We start from the raw sequence: 18,637 nt of genomic DNA, 5'->3' as shown, positions 1-18,637 counted from the left end.
GCGCGCTGGCTTGCTCATGCCTGCGGGCGGCCCTGGGCTGGTCTTTTGGTCTAGTGCGCTCCGGCGCGTGCTGCCGGCAGGCCATGGCGCGCGGCACAATCGGCCTGCCTGCCGAACGCGGTAGTGTTTGGCCATGCAACCCGGGACCCTGTGCATGAACACCGAACGCCGCGACTATTTCGAACACGTCCGCCAGCTGCCGCCCGCGCCGGCGGCCGGTCCGGTCAACGCCTGGATCACCTGCTGTGGCGCCCACCTGGGCCAGCAGCGCGAAGCATTGTGCTGGGTGGACCTGCAGCGCCAGGTGCGCCGCTACACCTTTGAACAGCTCGATGCCTGGTCGGCCCAGTTCGCGCACCTGCTGGTCGCGCGCGGGCTCAAGCCCGGCGATGTGGTCGCCGGCCTGCTGCCGCGCCGGCTGGAACTGCTGATCGTGATCCTGGGCACCTGGCGGGCCGGCTGTGTGTACCAGCCGCTGTTCACCGCCTTCGGGCCCAAGGCGCTCGAGCACCGCCTGTCTTCCAGCGGCGCCAGGCTGGTGGTGTGCTCGCCGGACCAGCGCCCGAAGCTGGACCAGGTCACCGCTGCGCCGCCGGTGCTCACCCTGGAGGGCGAAGGCGACCAGGACTTCTGGCAGGCGCTGGACGGCCTGCCCACCACCTTCGCGCCGGTGCCGCTGACCGGCGAAGACCCGTTCATGATCATGTTCACCTCCGGTACCGTCGGCGCCGCCAAGGGCCTGATGGTGCCGCTGCGCGGCCTGGAGGTGATGGCCACCTACATGCGCGAGGCGGTGGACCTGCGCGCGGACGACGTGTTCTGGAACATCGCCGATCCCGGCTGGGCCTACGGCCTGTACTACGGCGTGGTCGGGCCGCTGGCGCTGGGCCATTCAATCACCTTCCACGAAGGCCCGTTCACCGTGGACAGCTGCTATCGCACGATCGCCGAGCTGGGCGTGACCAACCTGGCCGGCGCACCCACCGCCTACCGCATGCTGATGGCTGCCGGCGAGGCCGCGGCCGCGCCGATAAAGGGCCAGCTGCGCGTGGTCAGCAGCGCCGGCGAGCCGCTCAATCCGGAAGTGATCCGCTGGTTCGACAAGGCTCTGGGCGTGGTGATCCATGACCACTACGGCCAGACCGAAACCGGCATGATCCTGTGCAACCACCATGGGCTGGCCCATCCGGTGCGGCTGGGCAGCGCCGGCTATCCGCTGCGCGGTTATCGGCTCGAGGTGCTGGACGAAGCCGGCCAGCCGCAGCCGGTGGGCAAGCCCGGGATGCTGGCCGTGCACATCGCCGATTCGCCGGCGCTGTTCTTCACCGGCTACCTGAAGACCGAACGCCAGCCGTTCAAGGATGGCTGGTACCTCACCGGCGACACGGTCGAGCGCAACGAGGACGGCAGCATCGCCTTCGTCGGCCGCAGCGACGATGTGATCACCTCGGCTGGCTACCGGATCGGTCCGTTCGACGTGGAAAGCTGCCTGCTGGAGCATCCCGAGGTCATCGAGGCCGCCGTGGTCGGCAAGCCCGACCCGGAACGCACGGAGGTGGTGAAGGCCTACGTGGTGCTGCGCGAAGGCGCCACCGGCAGCGACGCGCTGGCCGAGGAACTGGCGCAGTACGTGAAGAAGCGCCTGTCCGCCCACGCCTACCCGCGCGAGATCGCCTTCGTCGACGAACTGCCCAAGACCCCCAGCGGCAAGATCCAGCGGTTCCTGTTGCGCAACCAGGCCCGGGCCGAAGCCGCACGGGCGGTCCCGCCGGCGGCGTGAGGCCGCGGCGGCGTCAGGCGCCGGTTTCGGAGTCGGCCAGCGACGCTGCGACCAGCGGCAGCTTCTGCCCGCAGGACAGGCATTTGCGGTAGGGCTGGCCGTGGCGCTTGCGGCGCGGCTGCGACAGCAGGCCGCCGCAGGGGCAGCGGCCCTGTTCCACCCCACGCAGCCACAGGTACAGCCGCCAGCTGGCCAGCAGCGCCCAGACCATGCCCAGCGTGGTGCCCAGCAGGGCCAGCAGCGAGCCGGCCAGGTGTGCACCCTGCGCACCCAGCAGCCCGCGCGCATGTTCGGCCGCAAACGACAGCCCCCAGCCGGCCGCCACCAGCACCGGCGCCGGTGCGTACAGCCGCGCGATCATCACCGAAATCCGCTTCATGCCCCCGCACTCCCCGTGTGCCCGTGAAAGCCGGCCCGCCGGCCCGCTGCGGCTACATCTTCGTGCCCGGCATGTGGTGGTGATGGGAAGGCGCGGCAGTGGCATCCAGCGGCAGCACCTGGAAGTCCACCGCCTGCGGGGCGGCATGTTCGAAGTGCAGGGTCGCGCGCACCGTCTGCCCGGCCACCAGCGGCTGGCGCGGGGCGATGAACATCAGGTGCGTGCCCGAGGGCGCCAGCGCCACCCGGGCGCCGGCCGGCAGCGCCAGGCCGTCGCCGAGCATGCGCATGCGCGTCACCCCGCCCTGCACCTGGCTGCCGTGCAGTTCGACCCGGTCGGCCGCCTCGCTGCTGACCGACAGCAGCCGGTCGGCCTGGGTGCCGGTGTTGACCAGGGTCAGGTAACCGGCCGCGGTGGGCGCGTGCGGCGGGCTGGCGCGCATCCATGCCTGCTGCACCTGCACGGTGGGCGCCGGCGTGGCCGCAGGTGCGGGCAGTGTCAGTGACAGCAGCGCGGCGATGCACAAGGTCTTCAGCATGGCGTGATCCTCTTTTTCAGCGTGCAGTAGCGGATGGCGCCGGGGGTACAGCGACACGGTACACACGCCGCGGCCGTGGCGGGCTCGCGGCGCGCGGCCTCAAAAATGCACATCGGCCTTGAGCCAGAGCGTGCGGCCGGGTTCGTTGATCCGCACCGGATCGGCCGGGAAGCCGAAGTCGGCGCTGCCGGCCAGGTTGAGATGTTCGCTGTAGGCACGATCGAACAGGTTGTCCACGCCCGCGGTGACCTGCAGCGCATCGCTGGCGCGATAGCCGGCATTGAGCGCCAGCGTGGCAAAACCCGCGCTGGGTCCCAGGTCGCGGCCGACCACGTTGCCCTGGTCGATCGCCACCCGGCCCTGGCCTGCGACCGCGCGCAGCAGCAGGCCGGCCGACCAGCGCTGTCCCTGCCAGCTGGCCGTCAGGCGCGCGTCCAGCGGCGGCATCTGCGCCAGCGCGGTGCGGTCGGTGCGGTTCTGACCCCAGGCATGGGCCAGGGTGCCGCCGAGCTTCCAGCCGTCGGCGGGCCGCCAGTCCAGGCCGGCTTCGCCCCCGGCGATGCGGGCATCGACATTGCGCACGGTGGTGGTCGTGCCCACCATCCCGCCGGCGTGGTAGTCGAACAGGATGTAATCGGCGACATGGCCGGCGTAGGCCGACAGCCACGCATCGAGGCGGTCGCCGTGATGCTGCAGGCCCAGGTCCAGCTGCGTGGTCCGCTCCGGACGCACGCCTTCGAAGGCGTTGACCGCTCCGCGCGGGCCTTTGTCGGCGGAGAGCAGCTCCCAGTAGTCCGGCATGCGGCTGGCATGGCCGAGCCCTGCATACCAGGTCAGGCCGCCGGCCAGCGTGCGCTCGTGGCGCAGAAAACCGCTGCCCAGGTCCTGGCGGCGCGTGCGGAAGGCGGTCGGATTGGGTCTGGCGATCATGCCGGCGCTGGCGCGTTCGTCCTTGGCCTGCGCACGGTCGATGCGCAGCCCGCCGATCCAGCGACTGGCCGTCTGCGCGCCCAGGGTGAGCTCGGTGAAGGCGCCCAGGTTGCGCGTGCGCGCATCGACCCTCCATGGCAGGGTCGCGTACGTCCCGCGGCCGGCGGCGTTGCGCTCGCGGTGGCGGCTGTGCTGCGCGTCCAGGCCGGCGACAATGGCGATGTCGGCCCAGCGCCACTGCGCCGCGACCCGGCCGCCGGTGGTGTGCCGGTCGACATTGGACGCCATCGCCATCGGCATGGACGAACCGGGATTTGGCGTGCGCAGCGAGTAGTTGTCCATCACGTGGTCGGCATCGTTGTCGTAGGCACTGGCGCTGATCGAGTCCCATGCCCCTGGCAGGTTGTTTTTCTCCAGGCGCGCGCCGAAGCTGGTGCGGCGGAACTGCGCCCCATCCATGCTGCGCCCGGCGTAACGCGCCAGCGCATCGCCGGTGCCGGCCGAGACTTCCAGCACGGTGTCGGCATCGGGCGTCCAGCCCAGCGCGGCATCGCCGTTCCACTTGCGCCAGCGCGAGGGCACCACCATGCCGTTGCCATCGGTGTAGTCGTCCGACTCGGAGCGGTTGCCGGTGGCGCGCAGGTAGCCGATGCGCTTGCCGGCGGTGGCTTCGATGGTCTGGTCATTGCGATCGTTCGAACCGGCCAACGCGCTGGCATGGCCCTCCAGGGTCGGCACGTCGAAGTGCGGGGTGTCACGCTCGAAGCGCACCGTGCCGGCCGAGGCGCCCGGCCCCCACTGCACCGATTGCGGGCCCTTGATGATGGTCAACCGGTCGAAGGTCTCCGGCGCGATGTAGGACAGCGGGTTGTCCATCCGCGCCGGGCACGCGCCGATCAGTGTGCCCTCGTTGCTGAGCACGTTCAGGCGCGAGCCGAACATGCCGCGCAGCACCGGATCGCCGTTGCTGCCGCCATTGCGGATGGCCGCGAACCCCGGCACGGTCTTCAGGTAGTCGGCGCCATCGCTGGCCGGCACCGGCTGGCGGGGCAGGCGCGGATCGGTGACCCAGGTCAGCGGCGTGGACGGCGCGGTGGCGGTGACCACCAGCGTGTCCAGGGTCTTGGCCTGGTCGTCAGCAACGACCTCGGCCCACGCCTGGATGGAAATGACGAACACACAACAGCACAGCACCGCCCGAATGGACGGCCAGCAAGGGGATTTCATGGAGAACGCTCCGGCAAACACGCAGGGCGCACCGGCAGGCGTCAGGCGCGCGCCGGGCGGATCAGGTCGGTGGTGTCGTCAGGCGCGAAGCGGCGGGCCGCGGGCAGCGTGGGCCGGCCAGGCGATCGCCAGGCGCGGCAGGGCGCGATGGACGGGCCGCAATGCAGGCGCGGCCTGCAACAGCGGCAGCAACAGCAGTGCCAGCCCCAACGGCAGCAACCGCGCGGCCAGCAGGCAGTAATCGCAGGCCATGCCGTCGTGGTGATCGGCGGGCATGCCACCGGCATCGCCGTGTTCCATGCCGGCCATGCCCATCGCCATGCCCACCACCATGTCCGTGGCGTGGCCGGCGTGCGACATCGTAGGTCCGGCCGGACCCAGCTCGACCAGCTGCATGCCGCCGCTGGTGCACAGCGCGGCCACCTGGTGCAGCGGGCCGGCATCCTGGTGCGACTGCACCCAGCGGCTCAGCACCGGCGCCACGGCCATCAGCAGCGCACCCATCAGGGCGAGCCGGTGCATGGTCTGCAGGAAGCGATGGTGGCGCAGCACGGCGCGCAGTCTAGAGCATGGTCCAACCTGCCGCATCCGCAGCGCGCGATGTCAGTTGGTGATGGTCTGGGTCAGCGCTTCCCAGGTCGGCGGCGGCGGCCAGTCCGGCTCGCGGTTGCCATCCATCACCTGGCGCAGATCGCGCTTGTCGATCTGCGGGGCCAGCACGTTGACCAGGTCCAGCGCATAGTCGCGCAGCACCCGCTCGCGCGGCAGCACCGCCCAGGCGATGCACTCGGAGATCTCCTTCGGCGCCGGCCAGGCGCGCAGGTCCTCGTCGCCGGCGCCGAGCGCCATTTCGGCCAGCAGGCCCACGCCCATGCCGGTGCGCACGTAAGTCTTGATCAGGTCCGCGTCCAGCGCGGTCAGGGCGATGTTGAGCTCCAGCCCGGCCTGACTGAAGGCGCGCTGCAGCGATGACCCCGGGCGGGTGGAGGATTCATAGCTGATCAGCGGCGCGCCGGCCAGGGCCGCCAGAGCGGGCGCTGCGCCCTTGCGGTCCAGGGCGTGGCCGCGCGGCACCACCACCATCCGCCGCCAGCGGTACAGCGGCACCGCCAGGCCGGCGGCGGGGGTGTCGCCGGAGGTGCTGATCACGGCCATGTCGGCCTCACCCTGGCCCAACAGGTCCAGCGCGTCGCTCTCGGCGGCCTGCTGCAGGTGCACGCTGACCGCCGGATAGGCGCGCTTGATCTGCGCCACCGCGTGCGGCAGCACGAAGCGCGCCTGGGTGTGGGTGGTGGCCAGCACCAGCTGGCCCTGGCTTTCGCGGCGCTGGTTGGCGGCGTAGGTGCGGATGTTGTTGGCCTCGGCCAGCAACGCGCGGGCACGTTTGATGACTTCCACGCCGGCCGGGGTCACCGCATCCAGGCTGCGGCCCTTGCGCACGAACAGCAGGAAGCCCAGCTCGTCCTCCAGCTGCTTGAGCTGCTTGGACAGCCCCGGCTGGGTGGCGTGCACGCGCCCGGCGGCCAGGGTGATGTTGAAGTCGGCATCGGCGATGGCGACCAGATAGCGCAGCTGGGTCAGGGTCATTGGCAGAGTCGCTGGCAGGCCCGGGGCAGACTTATGGAGAAAAGGAATGTACGTCCTCCCGCACCCCGCGCTTATAACTTAGGGTTATTTGAACGCAGCGGCAAGTCATTTCCGATGGTCATAAGCGGCGCGTAGGGTCGTGACCCTCTCCTGCCGGACCGCCCCGTGAGCGCTGCCCTGTTCCCCTTGTTCGCCGACCTGCGTGGCCGTGCCGTGCGCGTGGTCGGCGGCGGCGCGGTGGCCGAACGCAAGGTCGAGGCCCTGCTGCATGCCGGCGCCCTGCCGCGCGTGGGCGCGCCGGCGCTGAGCGCGCGCCTGGCCCGGTGGGCTGACGAAGGCCGGATCAGCTGGGATGCCGGATTTTTCGTCCCGCAATGGCTGGACGGGGTCTGGCTGGTGATTGCCGCCACCGACGATGACGCAGTCAACCGCGCCGTCGCCGCCGAGGCCGACAGCCGCCGGCTGCTGGCCAACGTGGTCGATGATGCCGCGCTGTCCAGCTTCCAGGTGCCGGCCATCGTCGAACGCGGCCAGCTGCAGATCGCCATTTCCAGCGGCGGCCATGCGCCGATGGTCGCGCGCCACCTGCGGCGCCAGCTGGAAACCCTGCTGGACGATTCCTGGGGCGCGCTGGTCGGCCTGCTCGGTCGCCAGCGCGCGCGCATCCGCGCGCGGTTCCCCGAGATGGGCCAGCGCCGCCGCTTCTTCGAACAGCTGCTGGCCGGGGCGGTGCCGCGCCTGCTGCGCCAGCGCCAGGACCAGGCTGCCGAAGCCGAACTGCAGCGCGCGCTTTCGCTCGGCCCCCAGGCCGCGGCCGCCGGCACCGTCACCCTGGTCGGCGCAGGTCCCGGCGATGCCGGCCTGCTCACGCTCAACGCGCTGCGGGCGATGAACCAGGCCGACGTGATCCTGCACGACCGTCTGGTCAGCGCCGAGGTGCTGGCGATGGCCCGCCGCGACGCCACCCGCATCGAGGTCGGCAAGTCCGCCCAGGGCCACAGCACCCGCCAGCAGGACATCCACGCGCTGATGCTCGAACACGCCCGCGCCGGCAAGCGGGTGGTGCGGCTCAAGGGCGGCGACCCGTTCGTATTTGGCCGTGGCGGCGAGGAGCTGGAAATGCTCAAGGCCCACGGCATCGCCTTCGAGGTCGTGCCCGGCATCACCGCGGCGCTGGCGTGCGCGGCCTACTCGGGCATTCCGCTCACCCACCGCGACCATGCGCAGGGCCTGCGCCTGGTCACCGCGCACTGCAAGGACTCGATGGACACCCTGGACTGGCAGGCCCTGGCCCAGGAGCGCCAGACCCTGGCCGTGTACATGGGCGTGGCCTCGCTGGAAACCTTCCGCGACCAGCTCATCGCCCACGGCCGCGCCGCGCACACGCCCTTCGCGCTGGTGGAAAACGGCGCCCGACGCGAGCAGCGCGTCATCACCGGCACCCTGGCCGACCTGGCCGAAACCGCGCATTGCTTTGAAGTGCGCTCGCCGGCCCTGCTGATCGTGGGCGAAGTGGCCGCGCTGGCCCATGCGCTGCACTGGTATGGCGCCGCACCGCTGGCCGCACCCACACGCCCATCCAACGTCACCGCGCCTAACCTGTCGCGCGCCGCCTGATCCAACGCTTCGCAACGGAGACCTTGTTCGCATGGCTATCTACGACAACATCCTGGACACCATCGGCCACACCCCGGTGGTCAGGCTCAACCGCATCGCCCCTGCGCACACCACCGTGTATGCCAAGGTCGAGTCGTTCAATCCCGGCGGCTCGGTCAAGGACCGCCTGGCGCTGGCCATCATCCTGGATGCCGAGGCGCGCGGGCTGCTCAAGCCCGGCGACACCGTGGTCGAAGCGACCTCGGGCAACACCGGCGTGGCGCTGGCGATGGTCTGCGCCGCGCGCGGCTACAGGTTCGTGGCGACCATGGTGGAAACCTTCTCCATCGAACGCCGCAAGCTGATGCGCGCCTATGGCGCCAAGGTGATCCTGACCCCGGCCGCCGAGCGCGGCAGCGGGATGGTGCGCAAGGCCAGGGAACTGGCCGAGCAGCATGGCTGGTTCCTGGCCAACCAGTTCGGCAACCCGGCCAACCCGGCCTATCACCGCAACACCACCGCACCGGAGATCCTGCGCGACTTCGCCGGCAAGCGGCTGGATTTCTTCGTCACCGGCTGGGGCACCGGCGGCACTCTGACCGGTGTGGGCGAGGTGCTGAAAGTGGCGCGCCCGGAAACCAGGATCATCGCCACCGAGCCGGCGGGCGCGGCGCTGCTCAAGGGCGATGAGTGGAAGCCGCACAAGATCCAGGGCTGGACCCCGGATTTCATCCCGGAGGTCTTGAACCGCCAGGTCTACGACGAGCTGTTCACCATCGACGACACCCGCGCCATCGAGACCTCGCGCAGGCTGGCCGCCGAGGAAGGCATCTTCGTCGGCATCTCCGCCGGCGCCACCGTGGCCACCGCCCTGGACGTGGCCGAAAAGGCCGTGCCCGGCTCGGTCATCCTGGCGATGCTGCCCGACACCGGCGAGCGCTACTTCTCCACCCCGCTGTTTGCCGACATCAACGAAGGCAGCGACGACGACTGGCTGGCCGGCCTGCCGTAGGAGCCTGTCGGACTTTGGCCGGCCGGGCTGCAAATCCGGCTGTGCGGTCCATCTTTCCGTCGCTTCTTGCCCCATAGAACCACTATGGGGCGGCGAATCGCCGAAAATCTGTCCTCGCGCAGCCGAATTTTCGCCTCGACCGCCAAAGCCCGACAGCCTCCTAGGCGCGCGCTGCAACGCCCGCCGTCCAGCACACCCGGGCCGCGCACTGCGGCCCGGGTTCCGTTTTGGGGGCAAGGCCACACCGATCCAGAGCGAGCGCCCGCGCCCGGGGCAGTGCGCTGTCAGGCGTGCGCGCCTGCCGAATCGCCGGCGCCCGGCACCGGGCCCACCGACGTGTCCCAGCTGCGCAGCGCGCGCAGCTTGGGCGTCTTCTTGGACTGGTTCTCGGCCATGCGCGTGAGCAGGCGGTCCAGGGCCGCCACGGCCTCGGCGACGTAGGGGCCCTTGTTGAGCATCACGCATTCGGCACGGGCGGACATCGCCGCGTCGGTCATGTCGCCGCGGGTCGGCAGGCCCTTCTTGACCAGGCTTTCCAGCACCTGGGTCGCCCAGATCACCGGCACGTGCGCGGCCTCGCACAGCCACAGCAGTTCTTCCTGCATCTCGGCCAGGCGCTCGAAGCCGATTTCCACCGCCAGGTCGCCGCGCGCGATCATCACCCCGAAGGGCTGGTTGGAGGCGGCCTGGACGATGATCTCGGGCAGGTTGTGGACCGCCCGCTGGGTCTCGATCTTGGCGATCAGGCCGATCCGCTGCCAGTCCTGCGGCCGCCGCGCCGCCAGCTCCTGCTGCAGCAGGCGCACGTCGGCGGCGCTGTGGACGAAGGAATAGCCGATCATGTCGACCTCGCGCGCGATGAAATCCAGGCTGCGGTGATCCTGGTCGGTCAGCGCCAGCAGACCCAGGTCGGTCGAGGGAAAATTCAGGCCCTTCTGCGGTTTGAGCTTGAAGCCCTTGGGACCTGTGTGGGTGGCCTGGATGATGACGCCTTCATGCGCGCACCGCTCGACCCGGGCGGCGAGCTTGCCGTCGTCGATGAACACCGGATCGCCCACGGCCAGGCGCTGGACGATGCTGGCCGGTTCGCATTCGGCCTGCCAGGGATGGTCTGTTGGATCGGCGAATCCGCCGGCGGTGAGCAGGATCTGATCGCCCTCATGGATCCGGCCCTGGTGCCCGGCGCCCTGGACCTGCCCGGTGCGCACCTTCGGACCACCCAGGTCGGCCAGGATCCGGGCGCGGCAGCCGGTGGCCTTTTCCGCCGCGCGCAGGTTGGCGATCATCGCCGCCCAGACCGAGGGCCCGTCGTGGGCGCAATTGATCCGCACCACGTTGGTCCCGTTGCGCAGCAGGGTGGCCAGCAGGGCCGGATCGTCGGCCGCTTCGGTCGGCAGGGTCACCATGATCCGCGCCGTCCGCGTGCCTTGCGCCACCGGGCCGAACAGTTCCTCCATGTTGGCGCGCAGCAGGCGCTCGCCGCGGAAGAAGGCGTGCGGCCTCGGGTAATGCTTGTGCGGGCCCCCGGCCAGGGCCGACAGGGCGCCGATCACCGCGTCGAGGTTGGCCAGCACCCGCCCTTCCGAGCGGCCCAGCGAGGACAGTCCGTAGGGCATCAGGTCGGTCTGCAGGGCGCGCAGGTCGCGTCGCCGCAGCGCCAGGTACTGGGCGAAGTTCAAGGCGCTGACCCGGAACCTGCGCCGGCCGTGGCCGATGTCCCAGCGCTGCCACAGCGTGCGTCCCTCGGCGGCGACGGCGTGGCGCACCTGGTGCAGCTCGGCGAGGAGTTCGGCGGCGGGGCGGAGGGTTTCGACGGGCTGGGTCATGGCGCCATGGGTCTGCATGGTCTGGTCAACACAGGCTGACCTGAGTATCACAGTCCGGTGACGTCGCCGTGTCGTGGTTTCGTTACCCAGGGCGCTTCAGACCGAACCCTGCCCCGCGTGTCAGACCGCTTCCCCCAAGATCAGCGACCGCGCCTTTCGCGCAAAACCAGCACGATCTGGCCAATGACGGCGGTGAGCAGGATCAGCGCATTGGTGACGATGAAGACCCAGTTGCCGAGCAGCGCGCTGTAGACGAGGAAGCCCACCGAGGACAGGGATTGGCCGATGAACAGCCAGTGCGAGACGGCCTTGGCGTTCGGCGCCTTGAGCTGGGTATGAATCTGGTGGGCCAACGTGCAAATCAGCAGGGCCGACGCCAGCCAGCCGATGCTGTCTTCAAGGGTCATCTTCGATATCCGACAGGCTGGGCACTGACCAACGGATCAGCGCGCGGTTGCGGGGGGGAAAGCTGCAGGATTCACGATCCTGACACGCACTGGCGGGACTGCGCGCTTTCCCGAACGCCGCCACCGGGCCCGCGCCAGGGCCTGGTATCGAGCTTGAAGGAGTGGCGCAGCAGCAGCAGCGCGGCGGCCCGTTTCTCCTCGGACTCCGAGGCGACCACGTCCGCCGGAACCCGCACTGCAAAGCCGCGCATGGAAGCATCGACCGCCGAGGCCAGCACGCACAGGTCGGCGGCGACCCCCGCCACCCAGACCTCATCGGGAGCCAGCGCCCTGAGGCGCTGGCCAAGGGAGGTTTCGAAAAACGCCGAGTGCTGCGGCTTGTTCACCAGCTCGGCGCCCGCGGGGATCGGCAGGTGCCCGGCAATGGCCGCCGAGGCGCCGCCGCGTTCGAGCATGGCCTGCTTGAGCGAGGACAGGCTGGCCGAGACCGGGCCAAGGTCATCGTTGGCATAGAACACCGCGCCGCCTTCGCCGGCCACCTGGCTGACCAGCGCGGCCAGCGGTTCGGCGATGGCCGCCGCCCGCGGCGCAAGACACTCGGCGCCGGGAAAATCCAGGCGATTGAACATGTCGATGACCAACAGCGCCTTCATCGTCTTCTCCTTGAATACCATCTGGTGCCCCGGCTCCGGCAGCTCGATGCGCGCCGGGTCGCCGCTCGCGCGCGCCAGCAGCGCCGGCGCGGCCGCCTGTCGTGGGCGATGCCCTGGCTGGCGCCCTCAAAGAAAGCAATGGCCGAGGCCTTTTCCACACACCGCCCGATCTGCTTTGGGGAGCGGCTATTTGAGAGGGGCAGCCGTCGAGTTCCCGTGTAGGTCGACCGCATCCTTGCAAGCGGCCGGCGTCGGCCACGCGGCGGGTCGGCGATGTTCCGGATCCCGCCTTGCCAAACGCGGCTCAGGGCACCGGCGCGCCCAGCGCAGGGGGCTGCGGACGGGTCAGCAGCTGCGACATCAGCGCCTCAAAGCGCGGCACGTCGACCTGGCGCACCACGGTCTGAGGCTGCTCGCCCAGGCCCGGGGCATAGGGCCGGTCCCAGGAGAGGATGTCGCCGTAGCCGGGGCCGAATTCGGTATTGACATCGACCAGCAGCTGGTCCAATGCGCTGATCAGCGACGGCTCCAGCCACACCGCCACGGCCAGCTCGTCCCACAGCGGAAAGCCGGTCTGGCGCGAGGCCAACGCCCTGGCGATCGGTGTGTCGCTCGCGCGCATCTTCGCCAGCAGCGCGGGAGTGAGCTCGGTGGCGGTGGACGGATCGACCGGCACCATCACGATCTTCTTCCAGGGCGCGCGCATGACGATGCTGGCGGCCTCCGGGTCGAAGAAGATGTTGAATTCGCGCCGCGGCGTGTTGACGAACTCACGCGCGAACTGGCGCGCGGCATCGCTGTCGCGGGTCTGCCGCGGCGCCAGGCTGCCGCCCATGTAGACCAGTTCCCTGGCCAATGCGGCGAACTGCGGGTCCAGCCGCTGGGCCAGGGCCAGGTTGGTCAGCGGGCCGGTCGCGATGATGCTCACCTGGCCCGGATGGGCATGGACCATGCGGATCATGAAGGTCGCGGCCAGCTCGCCGGAGGCCTTGACCACGCTCGGGTCGCCCAGCTCGAGCTGGGGCACGACTTCGGGACCGTGGTACTGGGGTTCGGCCTGGAAGGTGTCCTGGACCCAGTGCTTCATCCACGCCCCCTTCCACACCAGCTTGCCGTACAGCGCTTCCCAGCGTTCGGTGGCCACCTCGGTGTTGACCAGGGGATGGATGGCGCCGGGCACGGCGGGGACTTGCCGATGGCCGGTGATTTCCAGCATCCGCCGCGCATGGGCGGTGGCCTCGGTGGCCCAGGCATTGCCACTGACCGTGGTCAGCCCCAGGACCTGCACGTCCGGCGCCTGCAGCGCCATCACCTGGGCCGGCGCAAAGCCGTCCAGGTCGTCGTCCAGGATCACCAGCCTTTTTTCCGCCGCCGCTGCCGGCAGCGTGCCGATGACCACCAGCAGCCAGGCGGCGGCCTTGCGCAGGTGGATCGAAGTGCGGGCACACATCGAGCCTGCGCCCCTACAGCGCATGGCGCAGGACGAACAGCGCGGTCACCACCCAGGTGGCCGCGTGCACGCCGCGCCAGCGGCCGGTGCCCAGCTTGAGCAGCGCATGGCTGACAAAGCCCAGGGCCAGGCCGTTGGCGATCGAATAGGTGAAGGGCATGCCCAGCGCGGCCAGGCAGGCCGGCATCGCCTCGGTGACATCGCCCCACTCCAGCTGGACCAGTTCGCGCAGCATCAGCCCGGCCACGTAGATCAGCGCCGGCGCGGTCGCATACGCGGGCACCATCGCGGCCAGCGGCGAGAACAACAGCGCCAGCAGGAACAGCGCCGCCACGGTCAGCGCGGTCAGTCCGGTGCGGCCGCCGGCCTGCACGCCCGCGGCGCTTTCCACATACGCGGTGGTGCTGGAAGTGCCCAGCAGCGAACCGGCCAGCACCGCGCTGCTGTCGGCCAGCAGCGCACGGTCGAACTGCACGCGCTGCTCGGGCCTGGCCAGCAGCCCGGCGCGCTGGGCCACGCCGGCCAGGGTGCCCGTGGCATCGAACATCTCCACCAGCAGGAACACCAGCAGCACGTGCAGCAGTGCCATTGCTCCGCCGTGCTGGGTCAGGGCGCCGACGATGTCGAGCTTGAGCAAGGTCGGCGCCAGGCTGGGCGGCCACGCCATCAGGCCGGCGTAGTGCACCTTGCCCAGCAGCAGGCCGGCCGCGGTCACGGCCAGGATCCCGATCAGGATCGCGCCGCGCACGCGCCATGCATCCAGGACCCCGATCAGCGCCAGCCCGGCCAGCGCCAGCAGCGGTTCGGCCGCATGCAGATCGCCCAGCGTGACCAGCGTGGCCGGACTGGCCACCACCAGCCCGGCGGCCTGCAGGCCGATGAACGCCAGGAACAGCCCGATCCCCGCGGCGATGCCGCTGCGCAGCGACTGCGGGATGCCATCGACCAGCCAGCGCCGCGCGCCGGTCAGGGTCAGCAGCACGAACGCGCAGCCGGACAGGAACACCAGCCCCAGTGCCTGCGGCCACGGGTAGCCCATCACCCCGACCACGGAGAAGGCGAAGAACGCATTCAGGCCCATGCCCGGCGCCAGCCCGATCGGCCAGTTGGCCAGCACCCCCATCAGCGCCGAGCCCAGTGCCGCGGCCAGACAGGTCGCCACGAACACCGCGCCCCTGTCCATGCCCGCGGCGGCCAGGATGTCCGGGTTGACCAGCACGATGTAGGCCATCGTCAGGAAGGTGGTGACCCCGGCCAGCAGCTCGGTGCGGACCGAGGTGCCGTGTTCGGCCAGTCGAAACCCCGGCCAGCCGGTCATCGCGCCAGGACCCGTCCTTGCGAGGGGATCGGCTCGGCAAATCCAGCGACGTGGTGGCAGGCGGGCGGTGGCAGGGGCATGGGCGATCCGAAAGCGGGCCAAACGACAGGGGCAAGCCGGCGCCAGCCGGTCCGGCCATGGCCTTGAGGACAGGTTCGCCCCGCCCGCGCGCGTCCTCGGACCGGCTGCCAATGCTGCGCAGCGACAGCTGGTTTTCACACGGAAGTCGCGGTTTTGCAAGACCGCCCTGGTTTCACCATGTCGCGATGCCGGCTGGCGAAAAACGCCCGCGCCAGGCTGGTCCCGGCCCACCGCCTGAAAAACGCATGCACAGGCGGCTGCCCGCCGGCTGTCGCGGCAGGTGCGCCAGGTCGATAATGCCAGCATGAGCCAGACCCTGATCGGCATGACCGGCGGCATCGCCTCGGGCAAGAGCGCCCTGGAAAGCGCCTTCACCGCGCTGGGCATCTTCGTGGCCGATGCCGACCGCATCGCCCGGGCGGTGGTCGAACCCGGCCAACCGGCGCTGGCGGCGATCGTGCAGACCTTTGGCGCGCAGGTGCTCGACGGCGAGGGCCGGCTGGATCGCGCGGCCATGCGCCGGCGCGTGTTCGACGATGCCGATGCGCGCCGTGCACTGGAAGCCATCGTCCATCCGGCCGTGCACGCCACCCTGGAACAGCAGTGCCGCGATGCCTGCGGCCCGTATGCGGTGGCGATGATCCCGCTGCTGGCCGAAGGCGGCGGGCGCGAGCGCTATCCCTGGATGCAGCGCATCATCGTGGTCACCGCACCGCTGGAGCTGCGCATGGCACGGCTGCTGCGCCGCGACGGCATCGATGCAGCCCTGGCCCAGCGGATGATCGATGCCCAGGCCAGCGACGCGGCGCGACTGGCCATTGCCGACGACATCGTGCGCAACGATGGCAGCCTGGAAGACATCGCCCAGGCGGTGGCCGAACTGGACGCGCGCTACCGGCTGCTGGCCGCCGCGTAGGGCCACAGGCCGCGGATCGCGGCGATGCCCTGGGCGCCGTGCTGGCGTGCCTCGGCAAGATCGGCGATGCCCAATCCGCCGGTGGCGTAGATCGGCAGGCTCACCTGTTCGCGCAGGCCGGCGAAGGTCTCCCAGCCCATCGGCGGCTGCTCGGGATGGGCCACAGTGGCGCGCACATCGCCGAGGGTGACGAAATCGCAGCCCAGCTCTTCTGCCCGGCGCAGCTGTTCCAGCGAATGGCAGGACGCGGCGAACGCCGTGCCCGGCAGCAGCGGCCTGGCCGACAGGCGCTCGAGCTGATCGCCGCGCACGTGCAGGCCGGCGCCGAGTTCGCGCGCCAGCTTGGCGGTGCTGTTGACCAGCACCTGGGCGCCGGCCTTGTGGCACAGGGCCACGGCCTGGGCCGCCAGTGCCGGCCAGGCCGGATCGCCGTCCAGGTTGCGCGCGCGCAGCTGCACCCGGCGCACGCCATCGGCCAGGGCCGCGGCGACGCCAACCAGCCAGGCGGCATGGTCGGCGCCGGGTTCGGGCGTGACCAGGTAGCGGTCCGGCTGCTGCAGCACGGCCACCACCGGCTTGTCGGCATCGGGCATCGGGTAGCGGCCGAGCTTGTCCTGTTCCACCCAGGCCAGCGCCTGGCCTTCCATGCCGCGCGGCACGCCCTTCCAGGCGGTCACCCGGCGGATGTCCAGCAGCAACCGCTTGTCCGGATACAGGTGCGGCACGCGCATGATCGGCGCGCCGACCTGCACGGTGATGCCCAGTTCTTCCTGCAGCTCGCGCACCAGCGTCTGTTCCGGTGCTTCGCCCGGCTCGCGCTTGCCGCCGGGAAATTCCCACAGCCCGGCCAGATCGCGCCCGTCGCCGCGCCGGGCCAGCAGGACGCGTCCACGCGCATCGGTGATGACGGCGGCGACGACGTGGATGAAGCGGAGCGATGCGGAATCCATGGCGGGCTTTGCGGACGGTGGGGGGAGCGATCGGCCAGCCCGGCACGCGCCATCACCGCAAAACAGGCACGGGACGACATCGGGGGAGGCGAAAATCACGGACATGGTAGCCGACGCCGGCATCGGGCCGGCGTGCAGCTCAGCGCTTGCCGGGGTCGTTTTCGTAGTTGGTCAGGGCCAGTTCCAGCAGTGACTTGGCCTGTTCGCGCAGCATCGGCGGGCCGACGATCTCGGCATCGGCGCCGTAATGCAGCACGTCCATCAGCAACTCGCGCGAGGCACTGTAGGGCACCTTCAGCTCGTAACGGCCGTCGGCCAGGAAGCGGCCTTCCTGGCGTGCATGCCACTGCTCGTCGGCCACCCAGCGCGCGGCCTTGGGGCTGAACAGGATCGTCGCCCAGCCCTTGGGTTCGCCGGAAAAGATGCCGTAGCTGGAAGCCAGGTGCTGGCTCAGTTCGTCCTTGCCCATCTCGATGGCCGGCTCATCCAGCGCCCGCGCGCTGCTGATGCGGTCCACCGCAAAGCTGCGCAGCGCCTGGCGGCCGTGGTCCCACGCATCCAGGTACCAGTTGTCGCGGTAGTGGGTGATGCGCTGGGGCGAGACGATGCGGCGGGTGCGCTCGTCGGTGGAGCGGGCGCGGTACTCGAAACTCAGCTGGCGCCGCTCCAGCACGGCGCTGGCCACGCAGCGGAAGGCGGCCTGGTCCAGCGTGCGGCCGCGATGGGCGATCACCCGCACCCGTTCGACCGGCCAGCGCTCGGTGCCGGCATGGTCGGCCAGCAGGCCTTCCAGGCGTTTCTGCAGCGGCGCCAGCGCGCCGGCCAGGACCCCGCCGCCGGTGCGCAGCAGCAGCTGCTGCGAGGCGACCAGCGCGTACAGTTCGTCGGAGCTGAGCCACAGCCCGGGCAGTTCGAAGCGATCGGTCTGGCCGGCGGCATAGCGGAAGCCGGCTTCGCCGTCGCCCTCCACCGGCGCCATCAGCGCATCGCGCAGGTAGGCCAGGTCGCGGTAGACGGTGGCCCGCGAGCAGCCCAGCTCGTCCTGCAGGCGCTTGACCGTGACCGGGTAGCGCGCACCCTTGAGGATCCGGTGCAGGGCCGTGATGCGTTCGATCTTGTCCATGCCGGCGATTATGGCCGAGCCGGCGATCGATGCAGGCCGTGGCGTTCACCGCGCACCGGTGACGTTTGGCGGACCCTATGGTCCTGTGCCGATTCCAAAAAAGCCCACCCAATGCATCGCACCTGCCTGCCGCTGCTGACCTGCCTGCTGCTGTCCGCCTGCCAGGGCGCTTCCGATCCGCCGAGCCGCCCGGCTGGCGCGGCGGCCGCGGCGGCGCCTACGCCGACGCAGCGGGTCACCGCCTCGATGCAGGCCTTCCAGGACGCGCGCAGTTTCCATGCGCAAATGACCCTGGAGGGCGCACACCAGAGCACCACCGTGCTGGATTTCGTCGCTCCGGACCGTTACCGGGTGCAGATGCCGATCGGCACCCAGGTGATCATCGGCAACGTCCTGTACCTGCAGTCGCAGGGCCGCACCCGCAAGATGCCGCTGCCCGAAGGCGCGGTGGCGCAATGGCGCGACCCGATGCGACTCCAGGCCGGCCAGGCCAACCTGCAGGTGAGCGCGCAAGGCCGGACCGTGGTCGAGGGCATCCAGGCCGAGCAGTTTCTGGTGCGCAACGGAGCGGGCCAGCAGCCGGTGCAGTTCCTCTACTGGATCGGTCCGGACGGCCTGCCGCTGCAACTGCGCCACCAGGGCGTGTCGCAGGGCCAGCCCTACACCATGACCGTGCGCTACAGCCGCTTCAACGACCCGGCCATCGTCATCGATACGCCCATCGCTTCCGAATGATCTGGCCTGGGCGTGCACTGCAGCCGGCTCGGGAAACCGGCCACCGTGGCGGCTGCGATGTCCCCGCCGCGCCGGCTTCCGCGCCGCACCGCCCCACCCCCTTCTCCCCCGCCCGCGGGGGAGAAGATG

17 protein-coding genes are annotated in these 18,637 nt (G+C 70.5%); 5 read left to right on the top strand and 12 right to left on the bottom strand.

The annotated features are described in order from the left end of the window. Positions 1–154 precede the first annotated feature (154 nt). On the top strand, positions 155–1,780 hold the full coding sequence (locus tag D9R12_RS10315) for an AMP-binding protein (protein ID WP_122230268.1): 1,626 nt from the start codon (positions 155–157) through the stop codon (positions 1,778–1,780). Positions 1,781–1,793: 13 nt separating this feature from the next. Here D9R12_RS10315 and D9R12_RS10310 read toward each other — a convergent pair whose 3' ends face one another. The 5 genes from D9R12_RS10310 to D9R12_RS10290 all read right to left on the bottom strand — a co-directional run bounded on the left by D9R12_RS10310 (position 1,794) and on the right by D9R12_RS10290 (position 6,441). Further along, a complete protein-coding gene (locus D9R12_RS10310; protein WP_122230266.1) occupies positions 1,794–2,159 on the bottom strand; it encodes a hypothetical protein in 366 nt (121 codons plus the stop codon). Positions 2,160–2,211: 52 nt separating this feature from the next. Continuing rightward, positions 2,212–2,697 (bottom strand): copper chaperone PCu(A)C, encoded by a 486-nt coding sequence (locus D9R12_RS10305; protein WP_122230264.1) that lies wholly within the window; start codon positions 2,695–2,697, stop codon positions 2,212–2,214. Between the two features lie 99 nt (positions 2,698–2,796). Continuing rightward, positions 2,797–4,854 (bottom strand): TonB-dependent copper receptor, encoded by a 2,058-nt coding sequence (locus tag D9R12_RS10300; protein WP_244672005.1) that lies wholly within the window; start codon positions 4,852–4,854, stop codon positions 2,797–2,799. Positions 4,855–4,932: 78 nt separating this feature from the next. Next, positions 4,933–5,406, bottom strand: coding sequence for a DUF2946 family protein (locus D9R12_RS10295; RefSeq protein ID WP_122230260.1), 474 nt, complete (start codon positions 5,404–5,406; stop codon positions 4,933–4,935). 51 nt (positions 5,407–5,457) lie between these two features. After that, the gene (locus D9R12_RS10290) at positions 5,458–6,441 is read right to left on the bottom strand and encodes a LysR family transcriptional regulator (RefSeq protein ID WP_122230258.1); all 984 of its coding nucleotides are present in this window, start codon (positions 6,439–6,441) and stop codon (positions 5,458–5,460) included. 165 nt (positions 6,442–6,606) lie between these two features. Here D9R12_RS10290 and cysG point away from each other — a divergent pair, with 165 nt between their 5' ends. Beyond that, positions 6,607–8,058, top strand: a complete 1,452-nt coding sequence (gene cysG / locus D9R12_RS10285) for a siroheme synthase CysG (RefSeq protein ID WP_122230256.1) — start codon at positions 6,607–6,609, stop codon at positions 8,056–8,058. 31 nt (positions 8,059–8,089) lie between these two features. Continuing rightward, positions 8,090–9,049 (top strand): cysteine synthase A, encoded by a 960-nt coding sequence (cysK, locus tag D9R12_RS10280; RefSeq protein ID WP_122230254.1) that lies wholly within the window; start codon positions 8,090–8,092, stop codon positions 9,047–9,049. Between the two features lie 284 nt (positions 9,050–9,333). Here cysK and D9R12_RS10275 read toward each other — a convergent pair whose 3' ends face one another. The 5 genes from D9R12_RS10275 to D9R12_RS10255 form a co-directional block, all read right to left on the bottom strand. Beyond that, positions 9,334–10,875: a pyruvate kinase gene (locus tag D9R12_RS10275; protein ID WP_244672004.1), complete on the bottom strand. Its 1,542-nt coding sequence runs from the start codon at positions 10,873–10,875 to the stop codon at positions 9,334–9,336. Positions 10,876–11,015: 140 nt separating this feature from the next. Further along, a complete protein-coding gene (locus D9R12_RS10270; protein WP_122230250.1) occupies positions 11,016–11,282 on the bottom strand; it encodes a hypothetical protein in 267 nt (88 codons plus the stop codon). Between the two features lie 71 nt (positions 11,283–11,353). Continuing rightward, entirely contained in the window at positions 11,354–11,935 is a 582-nt protein-coding gene (locus D9R12_RS10265; RefSeq protein ID WP_170159224.1) for a cysteine hydrolase family protein, read from the bottom strand. 304 nt (positions 11,936–12,239) lie between these two features. Further along, positions 12,240–13,385 (bottom strand): nucleoside hydrolase, encoded by a 1,146-nt coding sequence (locus D9R12_RS10260; RefSeq protein WP_244672003.1) that lies wholly within the window; start codon positions 13,383–13,385, stop codon positions 12,240–12,242. A gap of 13 nt (positions 13,386–13,398) precedes the next feature. Then, entirely contained in the window at positions 13,399–14,703 is a 1,305-nt protein-coding gene (locus tag D9R12_RS10255; protein WP_122230246.1) for an NCS2 family permease, read from the bottom strand. Between the two features lie 385 nt (positions 14,704–15,088). On the opposite strand from D9R12_RS10255, the gene coaE reads away from it, so the two are divergent. Further along, positions 15,089–15,700: a dephospho-CoA kinase gene (coaE, locus tag D9R12_RS10250; RefSeq protein ID WP_122230372.1), complete on the top strand. Its 612-nt coding sequence runs from the start codon at positions 15,089–15,091 to the stop codon at positions 15,698–15,700. On the opposite strand, the gene D9R12_RS10245 is transcribed toward coaE, so the two are convergent. Together D9R12_RS10245 and D9R12_RS10240 are read right to left on the bottom strand one after the other, a co-directional pair. Further along, positions 15,676–16,650 carry a Nudix family hydrolase gene (locus tag D9R12_RS10245; protein ID WP_122230244.1) on the bottom strand — a complete coding sequence of 325 codons (975 nt, stop codon included), beginning with the start codon at positions 16,648–16,650 and terminating at the stop codon, positions 15,676–15,678. The genes coaE and D9R12_RS10245 overlap by 25 nt on opposite strands. A 139-nt stretch (positions 16,651–16,789) precedes the next feature. Continuing rightward, positions 16,790–17,773 carry a helix-turn-helix transcriptional regulator gene (locus D9R12_RS10240; RefSeq protein ID WP_122230242.1) on the bottom strand — a complete coding sequence of 328 codons (984 nt, stop codon included), beginning with the start codon at positions 17,771–17,773 and terminating at the stop codon, positions 16,790–16,792. A gap of 111 nt (positions 17,774–17,884) precedes the next feature. Here D9R12_RS10240 and D9R12_RS10235 point away from each other — a divergent pair, with 111 nt between their 5' ends. After that, positions 17,885–18,508 (top strand): LolA-like protein, encoded by a 624-nt coding sequence (locus D9R12_RS10235; RefSeq protein WP_122230240.1) that lies wholly within the window; start codon positions 17,885–17,887, stop codon positions 18,506–18,508. Positions 18,509–18,637: the final 129 nt, after the last annotated feature.

This window comes from Pseudoxanthomonas spadix, from assembly GCF_003703395.1.
In the GTDB taxonomy this organism is placed as follows: domain Bacteria; phylum Pseudomonadota; class Gammaproteobacteria; order Xanthomonadales; family Xanthomonadaceae; genus Pseudoxanthomonas_A; species Pseudoxanthomonas_A spadix.
Note: the sequence above shows the minus strand (reverse complement) of the source record. Positions and strands in the feature narration are given on the sequence as shown.

Bases quoted from the DNA above. Each gene is read 5' to 3' on its own strand.
- D9R12_RS10315 (WP_122230268.1), top strand. From the start codon at position 155: ATGAACACCGAACGCCGCGACTATTTCGAACACGTCCGCCAGCTGCCG.
- D9R12_RS10305 (WP_122230264.1), bottom strand. From the start codon at position 2,697: ATGCTGAAGACCTTGTGCATCGCCGCGCTGCTGTCACTGACACTGCCC.
- D9R12_RS10270 (WP_122230250.1), bottom strand. From the start codon at position 11,282: ATGACCCTTGAAGACAGCATCGGCTGGCTGGCGTCGGCCCTGCTGATT.
- D9R12_RS10300 (WP_244672005.1), bottom strand. From the start codon at position 4,854: ATGAAATCCCCTTGCTGGCCGTCCATTCGGGCGGTGCTGTGCTGTTGT.
- D9R12_RS10240 (WP_122230242.1), bottom strand. From the start codon at position 17,773: ATGGACAAGATCGAACGCATCACGGCCCTGCACCGGATCCTCAAGGGT.
- cysK (WP_122230254.1), top strand. From the start codon at position 8,090: ATGGCTATCTACGACAACATCCTGGACACCATCGGCCACACCCCGGTG.
- D9R12_RS10235 (WP_122230240.1), top strand. From the start codon at position 17,885: ATGCATCGCACCTGCCTGCCGCTGCTGACCTGCCTGCTGCTGTCCGCC.
- D9R12_RS10290 (WP_122230258.1), bottom strand. From the start codon at position 6,441: ATGACCCTGACCCAGCTGCGCTATCTGGTCGCCATCGCCGATGCCGAC.
- D9R12_RS10260 (WP_244672003.1), bottom strand. From the start codon at position 13,385: ATGTGTGCCCGCACTTCGATCCACCTGCGCAAGGCCGCCGCCTGGCTG.
- D9R12_RS10275 (WP_244672004.1), bottom strand. From the start codon at position 10,875: ATGACCCAGCCCGTCGAAACCCTCCGCCCCGCCGCCGAACTCCTCGCC.
- D9R12_RS10245 (WP_122230244.1), bottom strand. From the start codon at position 16,650: ATGGATTCCGCATCGCTCCGCTTCATCCACGTCGTCGCCGCCGTCATC.
- D9R12_RS10310 (WP_122230266.1), bottom strand. From the start codon at position 2,159: ATGAAGCGGATTTCGGTGATGATCGCGCGGCTGTACGCACCGGCGCCG.
- D9R12_RS10255 (WP_122230246.1), bottom strand. From the start codon at position 14,703: ATGACCGGCTGGCCGGGGTTTCGACTGGCCGAACACGGCACCTCGGTC.
- D9R12_RS10265 (WP_170159224.1), bottom strand. From the start codon at position 11,935: ATGAAGGCGCTGTTGGTCATCGACATGTTCAATCGCCTGGATTTTCCC.
- coaE (WP_122230372.1), top strand. From the start codon at position 15,089: ATGAGCCAGACCCTGATCGGCATGACCGGCGGCATCGCCTCGGGCAAG.